The organism is Mucilaginibacter inviolabilis (assembly GCF_011089895.1).
GTDB lineage: Bacteria > Bacteroidota > Bacteroidia > Sphingobacteriales > Sphingobacteriaceae > Mucilaginibacter > Mucilaginibacter inviolabilis.
On sequence record NZ_JAANAT010000003.1, the window covers coordinates 330,251 to 342,111 of the forward strand.

13 protein-coding genes are annotated in these 11,861 nt (G+C 42.6%); 10 read left to right on the top strand and 3 right to left on the bottom strand.

Going from position 1 to position 11,861, the window contains the following annotated elements; translation table 11 throughout:
- Positions 1-194 precede the first annotated feature (194 nt).
- The 5 genes from G7092_RS21455 (at position 195) to msrB (ending at position 5,699) form a co-directional block, all read left to right on the top strand.
- Entirely contained in the window at positions 195-2,285 is a 2,091-nt protein-coding gene (locus tag G7092_RS21455; RefSeq protein WP_166092358.1) for a sulfatase-like hydrolase/transferase, read from the top strand.
- Between the two features lie 90 nt (positions 2,286-2,375).
- Positions 2,376-3,308 (top strand): helix-turn-helix domain-containing protein, encoded by a 933-nt coding sequence (locus tag G7092_RS21460; RefSeq protein ID WP_166092360.1) that lies wholly within the window; start codon positions 2,376-2,378, stop codon positions 3,306-3,308.
- Between the two features lie 96 nt (positions 3,309-3,404).
- Positions 3,405-4,169 (top strand): SDR family NAD(P)-dependent oxidoreductase, encoded by a 765-nt coding sequence (locus G7092_RS21465; protein WP_166092361.1) that lies wholly within the window; start codon positions 3,405-3,407, stop codon positions 4,167-4,169.
- A 289-nt stretch (positions 4,170-4,458) separates the two neighbouring features.
- Positions 4,459-5,106 (top strand): peptide-methionine (S)-S-oxide reductase MsrA, encoded by a 648-nt coding sequence (gene msrA, locus G7092_RS21470; protein WP_166092364.1) that lies wholly within the window; start codon positions 4,459-4,461, stop codon positions 5,104-5,106.
- Between the two features lie 71 nt (positions 5,107-5,177).
- Complete coding sequence (gene msrB, locus G7092_RS21475) at positions 5,178-5,699, top strand: peptide-methionine (R)-S-oxide reductase MsrB (protein WP_166092366.1); 522 nt, start codon at positions 5,178-5,180, stop codon at positions 5,697-5,699.
- Between the two features lie 88 nt (positions 5,700-5,787).
- On the opposite strand, the gene G7092_RS21480 is transcribed toward msrB, so the two are convergent.
- A complete protein-coding gene (locus G7092_RS21480) occupies positions 5,788-6,537 on the bottom strand; it encodes a DeoR/GlpR family DNA-binding transcription regulator (RefSeq protein WP_166092368.1) in 750 nt (249 codons plus the stop codon).
- Between the two features lie 134 nt (positions 6,538-6,671).
- Here G7092_RS21480 and G7092_RS21485 point away from each other — a divergent pair, with 134 nt between their 5' ends.
- The gene (locus G7092_RS21485; RefSeq protein WP_166092370.1) at positions 6,672-7,235 is read left to right on the top strand and encodes a 5' nucleotidase, NT5C type; all 564 of its coding nucleotides are present in this window, start codon (positions 6,672-6,674) and stop codon (positions 7,233-7,235) included.
- A gap of 98 nt (positions 7,236-7,333) precedes the next feature.
- Here the strand turns inward: G7092_RS21485 and G7092_RS21490 are convergent, their stop codons facing one another.
- The gene (locus G7092_RS21490) at positions 7,334-7,630 is read right to left on the bottom strand and encodes a Dabb family protein (RefSeq protein WP_166092373.1); all 297 of its coding nucleotides are present in this window, start codon (positions 7,628-7,630) and stop codon (positions 7,334-7,336) included.
- A gap of 141 nt (positions 7,631-7,771) precedes the next feature.
- Between G7092_RS21490 and G7092_RS21495 the strand changes: the two genes are divergently transcribed.
- Positions 7,772-8,674 carry a metallophosphoesterase family protein gene (locus G7092_RS21495; protein ID WP_166092375.1) on the top strand — a complete coding sequence of 301 codons (903 nt, stop codon included), beginning with the start codon at positions 7,772-7,774 and terminating at the stop codon, positions 8,672-8,674.
- On the opposite strand, the gene pdxR is transcribed toward G7092_RS21495, so the two are convergent.
- A complete protein-coding gene (pdxR, locus tag G7092_RS21500; RefSeq protein WP_166092377.1) occupies positions 8,671-10,155 on the bottom strand; it encodes a MocR-like pyridoxine biosynthesis transcription factor PdxR in 1,485 nt (494 codons plus the stop codon). The genes G7092_RS21495 and pdxR overlap by 4 nt on opposite strands.
- Before the next feature lie 99 nt (positions 10,156-10,254).
- On the opposite strand from pdxR, the gene G7092_RS21505 reads away from it, so the two are divergent.
- From G7092_RS21505 to G7092_RS21515, 3 genes are all read left to right on the top strand, one after another.
- Positions 10,255-10,821 carry a Crp/Fnr family transcriptional regulator gene (locus G7092_RS21505; RefSeq protein ID WP_166092379.1) on the top strand — a complete coding sequence of 189 codons (567 nt, stop codon included), beginning with the start codon at positions 10,255-10,257 and terminating at the stop codon, positions 10,819-10,821.
- A 90-nt stretch (positions 10,822-10,911) separates the two neighbouring features.
- The gene (locus G7092_RS21510; RefSeq protein ID WP_166092381.1) at positions 10,912-11,412 is read left to right on the top strand and encodes a DoxX family protein; all 501 of its coding nucleotides are present in this window, start codon (positions 10,912-10,914) and stop codon (positions 11,410-11,412) included.
- 19 nt (positions 11,413-11,431) lie between these two features.
- Complete coding sequence (locus tag G7092_RS21515) at positions 11,432-11,860, top strand: cupin domain-containing protein (RefSeq protein ID WP_166092383.1); 429 nt, start codon at positions 11,432-11,434, stop codon at positions 11,858-11,860.
- Position 11,861: the final 1 nt, after the last annotated feature.

Genomic DNA, 11,861 nt, shown 5'->3' on the forward strand with positions numbered 1-11,861 from the left:
ATGTTTTTCCAAAAAAAATACATAATTAATTGATTGCCAAATATATAAATCAATATTGGCCATAAATTGTGTAAACCATGTAAACCCACTTTTTGTTAATTGACTCTATTCAACCCAATAATATACATCCATTTGTGATGGAGCATCCGGATAGATCCTAAGCAAAAACATAGAGAAAAAGTAAGCAGAAGATTATGAACGCAAAATATTGGTTAAGGGCATCGGTTGTTTTTTTAGCTGTTGGCTTCAGTACGCTGACAGTAAAAGCTCAGCAAAAACCAAACATTATTTTTATACTGACAGACGATCTGGGTTATGGCGATATCGGCGTGTTTTTTCAAAATCAACGGAAAGCATCCGGTGATCATAGCCAGCCCTATGAACTGACACCCAACCTGGATAAAATGGCTATGAGCGGCGCCCGCTTTACCCAGCAATATGCCAACGCTCCGGTTTGTGCACCATCACGGGCCTCGCTCATCACCGGGCTTAATCAGGGCAATGCTTCGGTAAGAGACAACCAGTTTGATAAGATGCTGGAAAATAACTATACCGTAGCCTCTATGTTAAAAACTGCGGGCTATAGCACTACTGCTTTTGGCAAATGGGGTTTGCAAGGTGTTAAAGAAGAAGGTCCTAATTGGCCCGCGCATCCCCTGAAACGGGGTTTTGATAACTATTATGGCTATATGCGTCACTCCGATGGCCACGAGCATTATCCGTTTGAGGGCCTATACCGCGGCAAAAAACAGGTATGGGATAACAATCAGGAAGCATCTGCCGGGCTGAGCAAATGCTACACCGCCGATCTGTGGACTGCAGCTGCCAAGAAATGGATCATCGACCATAAAAACGGGAGCGATTCGGCCAAACCATTCTTTATGTACCTGGCGTATGATACGCCCCATGCAGTAATTGAGTTGCCCACACAGGCCTATCCCGCGGGTGGGGGGCTAAAGGGTGGTTTGCAATGGCTGGGCAATGCAGACCATATGATCAATACAGCTTCGGGAACAATTGATTCCTACATGTACCCGGAGTATGCCAACGCTACTTATGACGATGATCAGAACCCGGCTACGCCCGAAGTGCCCTGGCCCGATACCTATAAAAGATATGCCACAGCGGTACGGAGGATAGATGACGCGGTAGGTGATATCCGCCAATTGCTCACAGATTTGAACATAGCTGATAATACATTGGTGATCTTTACCTCAGATAATGGTCCCTCTATCGAATCTTATTTGCCGGTGGCCTTTGTGCCCAATCACCCTACGTTTTTTGGGAGCTACGGGCCTTTTGATGGTATCAAAAGAGATTGCTGGGAAGGCGGGTTACGAATGCCAACAATAGCTACCTGGCCAAAGCATATCAAAGCCGGGGAAGTGGTCAGTACGCCATCCATGCTGTCGGATTGGATGCCCACTTTTGCTGATGCTGCGCATATCCCTGCTCCTGCTCGTACGGATGGTGTTTCTTTATTGCCATCTTTAACCGGCATTGGCAAGCAGAAACCGGGTTTGGTATATGTTGAGTATTTTGAAGGCGGCAAAACGCCCGATTTTAAGCAGTTTGAACCGGGAAAGCGTGGAAGGAAGCGCGACCAGATGCAAGCAATAAGAATGGGCGACTTGGTAGGTGTGCGTTATAACATCAAAACTGCGGATGACGACTTTGAAATATACAATGCCGTAAATGATCCCAAAGAAATAACAAATCTGGCCTCTAAACCTGATTATGCAAAAATTCAGGAAACCATGAAGGCAAAGGTATTGCAGGTAAGACATCCCGATGCAGAGGCTCCGCGCCCTTATGATACCGTGGCTATACCTGCTGATAAAGTTGCAGCAAAGTTATTGCCTGGGCTTTCCTGGCAATATTATGCCGGGAAACTTCCATGGGTAGCTAAAACTGATGGACTTACTGTAACCACCAAAGGGACAAGCCAAAGTATAAACGGTACAGAAGCAGGTCGCCATTCAGGGATGGTATGTTACCAGGGTTTTATACAGATACCTGCCGATGGACATTATACATTCTCGCTGCAAGTATCAGGAAAAGCCTATCTGCGTTTACATGAGGCTACATTGATCGATGCTGATTTTGGGTATCAATCTGGTACCGCGCTTACTCAGAGCGTCAATTTAAAAGCTGGCGCTCATGCCATAACCCTGTACTATCTGTTGCCGGAAAGTGGCGACCCTAGGGTAATGCTTAAATGTGTAGATCAAAATGGGGCGGATATTGGACGGAAGCAGGAGGTGTTCAGCCATTCGAAGTCATAAGCCTTAAGTCATAAAAACGGCTTAAAACTTTCGGATCGGGACTTATGGCCTAATAATGGTTATATTTGAATTTTATAAATTCTGTGTGCTATGGATGTTACTACGCTGAATGATTTTTACGAACACGCGGCCTCTGCAAGCGGCGAAAGTGTGAGTTCGCTATTGCCAGAAGGCATCAACAAAGAGATTGGCCATTTCAATGTATTTGATGTAGCCGAACTTTTTACCCGTATCAAAAAAGCGCCCGGGCTCATGCCTTACAACCGCCGGGCTTACTACAAGATAAGCCTGATAAGCGGGCATAGTATGGCCGAATATGCCGACAAGACTATTGAAATAGAAAAGAATGCCCTGCTTTTCGCCACTCCCAAAATACCTTATAACTGGGTACCACAAACCGATCAGCAGTTGGGTTTCTTTTGCATTTTTACTGCCGATTTTCTGCTGTCGAGCAAGAGCGGCGTAGTACTGGATGACCTGCCAATATTTAAACCGGGTGGCTACCCCGTGTTTCAGTTGAGTGATGATGAGGCCGCTGATATTCGTCACATTTTCAAAAAGATGAGCGGGGAGATCGGCTCTGATTATACCTACAAGTACGACCTGTTGCGCAACTATGTACTGGAGCTGATCCATTATGGGCAAAAGCTACAGCCACTTACGACGTTGTATGCAGGGCACAATGCTTCGGCAAGGGTATCATCACTGTTTATTGAACTATTGGAAAGGCAGTTCCCGATCGATTCACCACACCAGAAAATAGGTTTACGTACAGCCAAAGATTATGCCGACAGGTTATCTGTCCACATCAATCACCTTAATAAAGTACTCAAAGAAAATACGGGCAAAACCACTACCGAGCATATCAGCAACCGGATAATACAGGAAGCCAAGATCCTGCTTAAACAAACCGCCTGGAATATTTCGGAGATTGCCTATAGCCTGGGGTTTGAGGAAGTGGCACATTTCTCTACCTTTTTTAAAAAGCAGACCAATATCACCCCGCTAAAGTTTCGCGTGTAAGTAATATTTGAATTTCGCAAAAAACGGATTGATATTTATAAACGGCTAAGCCGTTATTTGCCGGAACTTTGTTTTATCAAATTTAAGATAAAACAAATGTCAACAAATCATAAAATTGCCCTGGTAACCGGCGGTGGCCGCGGATTAGGAAAAGATATGGCGCTTAAACTGGCTCAGAAAGGTCTTGACGTCATTATAACATACAACAACAGAAAAGAGGATGCCCTTGCCGTAGTGGCTCAAATTGAACAAACCGGAAGGAAGGCTGCTACCCTGCAATTAAATGTAGGTGATATAAAAAGCTTCGGCGCCTTTTTTGAACAGCTAACCGGTATTCTGAAAAATACTTTTAATACCGATCATTTCGATTTTCTGATCAATAATGGCGGCATCGGTGGTCACGCGCCATTTGGCGAGGTTACCGAACAAATGTTTGATGAATTATTGAACATCCACTTTAAAGGGGTTTACTTTTTAACACAGGGAGCACTCAAATTGCTGAATGATGGCGGCGGCATCGTTAATATATCATCGGGCCTTGCCCGTTTCAGTATGCCTGGCCCTTCGGCTTACGCATCTATGAAAGGTGCGGTTGAAGTGTTTACCCGGTACCTGGCTGTTGAATTGGGGCCACGCCGCATCAGGGCAAACGTTGTTGCTCCCGGCGCTATTGCTACCGATTTTTCTGGTGGCCGGGTTAGGGATAATGCAGAAGTAAACCAAATGGTAAGCAATATAACCGCATTGGGCAGAGCAGGTGTTGCTGAGGATATTGGCGGTATAGTGGCCTTTTTATGTACCGAAGATGCCCGCTGGATAAATGCTCAGCGCATTGAAGCATCTGGTGGTATGCATATCTGATCATCCCATCGGGAATAATACTGTTTTATACTTTTTAACATCAAAACCTGCTTTATTTATAAAGCGGGTTTTGACGTGTTAATATATTTCATAAAACCTCGTAATCTTACTGTAAGGTTTACCCGCATTTGCCGACTAAGCGTTAAAACAATGATCGGCTGTCTGGGGAAGATTGTCAGCCTATCATCAAATTCAGCTAAATAAAATATATTTCATTAACCGCGGGCAAACTTATTACGTTAGTAGTATAAGAACCCCATCAAGTATAAAACGTAAAAACTAAATATCAATGAAAAAGAATATTGTGCTTTTAATGCTATTCATAGCCAACTGCGCTGTCGCTTTCGCTGCAACAGGTAATACACATGGTAAACAACCGGTAATTGGCAATGCTCATGGTCCAAAATTGGACACCGCTACCTTTGCTACAGGCTGTTTCTGGTGTACCGAAGCCAAGTTTCAACAGTTAAAAGGAGTAAAAAAGGTGATCTCTGGTTTTAGTGGCGGACATGTAGCCAACCCTACCTATGAGCAGGTTTGTACAGGTACAACCGGGCACGCCGAGGCTTGTAATATTATTTACGATCCGGCACAGATCTCGTTTGATGAGTTGTTAGAGGCATTTTTTGTTGCTCATGACCCTACGCAGCTTAACCGTCAGGGAAATGATGTGGGTACGCAATACCGTTCGGCTATATTTTATCACAATGTTGCTCAAAAACAAAAAGCCGATTATTACATCGGCAAACTCAATACTGAGAAGGCGTACAAAAGTAATATTGTAACCCAGGTGGTGCCTTATAAAGTATTTTACAAGGCAGAGGATTATCACCAGAACTATTTTAACCAGAATGGTAGTCAGCCTTATTGCAAATATGTGATACAGCCCGAACTGGAAAAATTCAAAAAGGTATTCAAAAACAAACTGAAGTCATAAACCAAGCAGGTGATTTGATAACTACTGACGGTAATTAAATCACTAATTCACTAAAACAATAATTATTTCTGATGAGAGCAATAATTTTAGCAGGCATATTGATGCTTTTCTTTGGAGCAGCTAATGCCCAACACCTGAAAAGCGATAAAGGACACGAAAAGAATCCTTATTATTCCAATACAGATACCAAAAAACTTAACGTAAGTGATGCGGAGTGGAAAAAGATACTACCGCCAGCCTTATACGCTACCGCGAGAGAGCAGGCTACGGAAGCTCCGTTTACCGGCCAGTATTGGGATAAAAATGCCAAGGGAACGTACTATTGTGCCGTATGCGGCAATGAGTTGTTCCGGTCTGATGCTAAATTTGCCAGTAATTGTGGTTGGCCAAGCTTTTACCAGGCAGTACGTAAAAACAGTGTGATTTACCGGGAAGATAACTCGGTAGGCATGCAGCGTACCGAGGTGCTCTGTGCCCGTTGTGGTTCGCACTTGGGACATATATTTGATGATGGCCCAGCGCCAACCTATAAAAGATATTGCATGAACTCTGTATCCCTTGATTTTGCTCCGGATGGACTGAAAGCAAAATAGGGAATTAGAGCTAAGAATTTAGAGTCAAGAACCAAGATAAACAACACCTTTTCTTGGTTCCTGATTCTTATCTCTTGCTTCCCAACATCTACTTAATTAGTATCCCTGCTTCTTTAAATCCGCTAAGATCTGTTGTAGATGGATCTTTTTCGGTAACAATAACATCAATGGCGTTGGCCGCGCACACATAATATGGATCGGACGCGCCTATTTTATCATAGGTAGATAAGGCGATAACATATTTGGATGTTTCGATCATGGCCCTGTCTACCAGGCTTTCCTGGTAAGTAAAACCGGTTAATCCCAACTTCAGATCAATACTGCAAATACCCATCAGGCATACATCGGCCCTGAAATTGCGGATAGCCTCTATGGTTTCATGCCCGGTAGTTGAAAAAGCATGTTTGTTAAGCTCGCCGCCAATAAAAAAAACAGTAACATGCGGATAGTCTTCTAAAATAGATACTACCGGGAAGCTGTTGGTAACAACGGTTAAGCTAATGTCTTTTGGCAACGCAGCAATAACCGCGGTGGTGGTAGTGCCTCCGTTAAGAATAATAACCTGCCCCGGTTTGATAAATTCCAAGGCTTTTTGAGCTATTACCTTTTTATGGTGCGTATCAATATGCTGGCGTTCCTTAAAATGCGGATGCACAGGTGAACCCATAATTGCCCCACCCCGAACAGCTTTCAACAGGCCCTTGTCTGATAATTCTTTGATATCCCTCCTAACGGTATCTGTAGACACATTGAGCAAGCGGCTCAGATCGTCCAGCACAACTTTATTGTCCTGTGCAATCTGTTCAATTATTTTTTGAAGGCGTTCTTCTTTCAGCATAAAAACAAATATAAGAATAAAATATTCATTGCAGATTATTGCAATTAATTCACATTAATTTAGCAATTAATTGAAATATATTGCATAATATTGCAATATAAAATCTATTTGATCCAGCAAGTAATAGTAAAAACATGAAAAAATTAAAAAGAATTGCGGTTGATATGGACGGTGTTTTGGCCGATACCGATGCCCATTATTTAACCTGGTATTATAATACCTATGGGGTTCAGATCCCTTATGAACAAATGGTGGGTAAGCCCGAAGGAGAAGGTTTTCCGGAAGAAGGTGCTATCCGGAAATTTATATTGTCGCCCGGTTTCTTCCGTACCCTGCCGGTGATACCCGGTGCGGTTGAAGCCATAAAAGAATTAATGGAAGACTACGAAATTTTTATTGTTTCGGCTGCTATGGAGTTTCCATTATCATTGCCCGAAAAATACGAATGGCTGCAGGAACACTTTCCATTTATACCCTGGACCCATATTGTTTTCTGCGGCGATAAAAGCCTGATCAATACCGATTATATGATTGATGATCACCCTAAAAACCTGGATAAGTTTAAAGGGACAACCATCATGTTTAACGCCGCTCATAATGCCAATATTACTCACCACCAGCGCGTAAGATCATGGGAGGAAGTATTAACTTTATTTAAAAATGAGAAAGATCTTATACCTGAATCAACAAACCATTAATGGTCCACATAAGTTGACTTGCAATAAGAATTTAAAACAAAACCATAAAGCCGTTTGATAGGGATCAAGCGGCTTTATGGTTTAGCATTATTCAATACTTACTCGGCATCGTATATCACCACTTTATCAAAGTAAACGCGGAATCCATCCAAAAATGCCAGATGTAATGGATGAGTTTGATAAACATCGTGCCCTGCCAGATCATCAAAAAATACAGTTAAGCTAAAGGTGTAAGTAGTATCCACAACCGCACGCTCAATAGGCGCTGGTGTACCAATATGCAATGTTTTAATACTTTCAACGCCTGCTAGGGTCTCCAGACTTTTACGAAATGCAGTTTTTTGATCGGCAGTAGTGTCGGCTTTCAGCCAGAATAAAACGTGGTGTGCTATCATTGTTTAAATTTTTCCAAAGGTAAGGAATGGGCGTTTTTATCATCATGGGATTTATAAAATTTGCAAGACAGATTATTTAACCCAGATTTAAGCTAAAATCCAAACAGATAAAGCACCTTTGTACTCATAATTTATTGTGCAATGCAAAGAAGATCGGCCCTTAAAAACATCGGGGGATTACTGTTGGTCCCTTCCTTAACATTTGGTAGTACATCATCAAAAAACAAACCCGTTTTAAGGATAGCCCACCTAACTGATATCCATCTTAAAAATAAATTCGACGCGCCTGCCAGGTTCGCTAAGTGCCTGCATCACGTACAACAGCAAACACCCAAAGTCGACCTTATTTTAAATGGTGGCGACGTGGTGTTTGACATGAATAAGGAAAATATCAGCACCATAAACGACCAATGGCAACTGAGTAAATCAATCATGAAATCTGATTGCAGTATACCGGTTCGCTATTGCCTGGGTAACCATGATATCTGGTGGAATGAGGACGATAAAGGCCAGGTCATTTACGGCAAGAAATATTCTATGGATCAGCTGGGTTTGGTTAAGCCATACTACAGTTTTGTACAAAACGGCTGGAAATTTATTGTATTGGATAGCGTTCATTTGGATATTGATGATACCTGGTATATTGGCAAGCTGGGCGATGAGCAGTTTAACTGGCTTGAACAGGAATTGAAAACCACTGATTCTTCTACGCCGGTACTGGTCATGACGCATATCCCTATCCTGACGGCCACCAACCTGATCGAAGATAATACCGTGAACAGATGGACCATGTACGGTGGCGATATGCATACAGACAATGCCAAGATCATCAGTCTGTTTTACAAACATCCTAATGTGAAGTTATGCTTGAGCGGGCATATTCACCTGCGCGAAAAACTGGTTTATAACCATGTAACCTACCTTTGCAACGGTGCGGTAAGTGGTGCCTGGTGGGAAGGTAACAGAAGAGAAACCGCCCCAGGTTATGGACTTATAGACCTGTATGCCGACGGCAGCTTTACCGAAGATTATATCAATTATTAAAGCAACTTTTTAACCGCTGCTGTTAATATACCAGTAGCAGTTTCCAATTCCTTTGGGGCTAAAGCTGCAAAACCTAATCTTACCGACGAAGGGGCATAATTTGCATCATGAAAATAACCGGTACCGTTACCTACAGATAATCCCATAGCGGCAGCTTTTTCGGATACTTCTTTAGCTTTAATGCCATGGAGATAGTTTACCCAAACAGCAAAACCTCCATCGGGTATTTTAAAGCTGATATGCTCATGAAGCTGCTCGTGGAGTAATTGGCAAAGCATATCGCGCCGTTCGTGATAAATTTTATTGGTTTTTTTCAGATGCCTGCCTATATCGCCATTCTTTAACAGATTGGCCATAGCTTCTTCTAAAAGGAGCTCACCTTGTCGGTCAATCAGTTTACGTAACCGTGCCGCCTGCACAATTAAGTTGGGTGGAGCTACCATAAAACCGATGCGGATACCTGGCGCAATGGTTTTGCAAAACGAGCCGATGTAAATGATGCTCCCATAATAGTCGGCGCTGGCTAATGGCAATATAGGGCCACTTGAATAATGAAAGTCATAATCATAGTCATCTTCAATAATTGCGAAACGGTATTTGTGGGCAAGCTCGAGTAGCTGCATGCGCCTTTCGGAGCTTAAAGTAACCGTGGTAGGGCGGTGATGATGCGGAATTACATACACAATTTTTACTTTTTTCTTTTTGCAGATGGCTTCCACCGCTTCCAGATTTATCCCATGCTCATCAACCGGAACAATGGCCATCTGTGCGCCGGCCTGCTGAAAGGTATGATTGGCTTCCGGGTATCCTGGGTCGGCGGCAATTACCGTATCGTTTTTGGAAAGCAATAGCTGGGCAATAAGGTATATGGCCATTTGCGATCCTTTGGTAATGATAATATGTTCGGGATTAACCTGTAATCCTCGTGTTTCAGCCAAAAAACGCGCAAGCTCAGTTCGCAAATTTTCGGAGCCATACTCCGAACCGTACATCCAGTATTTTGAAGTAAAATGATAATTGCCAAAACGCCTGTATTCGCGTACAAGCAGCTCTATCGGCGCTAAACGTGTATCCGGAAAACCATCATTAAATATCAGATGGGCATTATTAACGGGCTGAAATAACTGCGGAAAAGGGATCTTATTGTCATCTACTTCAAAATAAGTCTTTTTAGGGTATCCGCTTGGTTCAGCAGATTCAGGTAATGACCTGGGTTTAATATCGGGCAGGTTTTTAGCTACAAAAATGCCTTTACGGGGATAAACGTCAACCCAGCTTTGCGCATACAGCTCATCATAGGCAGCAACCACGGTTTGGCGGTGTATAGTCAGTTTTTCGGCCAGTACACGGCTGCCCGGTAAAGCCGATCCTGGTTTTAACTTACCCTGGCGTATCTGGTTAATAATACCGTTGGCAATTTGGAGATAAACCGGCGTTTGCGCAGTTTTGTCAATATGTATCAAAATTTCGGCTAAAAGCATGCTGGACCAGTTGGTTAATGGTTTATGAACTATAAATATAGACCAATGCCTTTTTAGTTGATCACAATAAAAACAAAATTTGTACATTAAACGGCATAAATGACAGGAGAACTTAAAGCTTTCATAAAACAATACGCAGATCTTGACCAGGATAAGCTGGACGCTATTACTCAAAAGTTTAAACAGCGCAACCTGAAAAAGAACGACTTTTTACTGGAGGAAGGTTCGGTATGTAACGATCTTGTTTTTGTACAGGAAGGCTGCCTGCGATTATATTACTTGCAGGATGAGGTGGAAATATCGGTATGGTTTGCCTTCGAACATTCCTCGGCCATTGAGATTTATAGTTTTATTAGCGAAAAGCCATCCAATTATTTTTTGCAGGCCATTGAAAATACCGTAATATGGTATTTACCCAAGAGTGAACTAACTAATTTATACAACGAATATCCTGAAATGCAGGAAATGATGCGCAATTTTTGGGAAGATGTGATCCTTAATCTGTTAGAGCGCTTTACAGCCCTGCAACGGGATTCAGCTGAGCAGCGTTACCTTGATCTGTTAACCAAGCCAGCATTTTTACAAAAGATACCGCAAAAATACCTCGCTTCATTTATTGGCGTTACGCCAACTTCTTTAAGCCGGATAAGAAAGCATATCCGCTAATGCTGCTGGACTAGCTTTATTGTAATTTGTGGACTATTAAAATAGTCCACTGACTGTGTAATTTTAAGTGTTATTTAAAACATGAATGTTATGCAGCTTATTCAAAATTTCAAACTACCCTCCTTTTACCTTCGCCTAGCCATAGGCTCGGCTTATTTATGGGAAGTTGCCGATAGGCTAGGAATATTGGGAGCCAACGGAAAGCCGCATGTAGGCTGGGGTGACTGGCAACATTTCATTGCTTATGCCCGCCAGGTAATGAGCTTTTTACCCACATCAATGATTCCTGCTTTTGCTACCATTGCTACCGTCGGCGAAGCCGTTTTTGGTTTCCTGATTCTGATAGGCTTATTTACCCGTTTGGCGGCTATAGGTTCAGGAATTTTAGGATTGTGCTTTGCCATAGCCATGGCCTTATCGTTTGGTATCGAATCGCCGCTGGGTTATTCGGTATTTACGCTGAGTGCCGCGAGTATTTTACTGGCCACGTTACCATCCTACGCCTGGAGCATCGACAGCCTGTTATCGCATCAAAAAATTAATAAACAATTGAATATATACCAGGATAAAAACAGTATAGAAACTGTTTGAACCTACAAATTTTATAAAAATGAAAGCACTATTTATAACCATACTAACCCTTTTGTCTCCGTGTTTTAGCAGGCTAAATTCGCCGGGGCTTCCGCATCGGAAAATACAAAGTGAGATAACCGAAACCTACCTGCTCAAAACATTGCTGAACCAGCCAGGCATCAGTAATAAAGAAGTACAAATGCTGGTGGTGACCTTTCCGCCGGCAAGTGTATCCCCTGCGCACAGGCATCCTTTTCCAACTTTTGGCTATTTGTTGGAAGGCGAGTTGGAGTCGACTTTTGAAGGCAAAACCCATCATTATAAACCAGGTGATTCATTTTATGAAAAACCTAATGGCTTGCACGCCGTAACCCGGAACAGCAGCAAGAATAAACCTGCAAAGCTGCTCGTATTCTTTATTGCCGAAAAAAATAAACCTACTACCGTACCTGTAAAAACCAAATAAC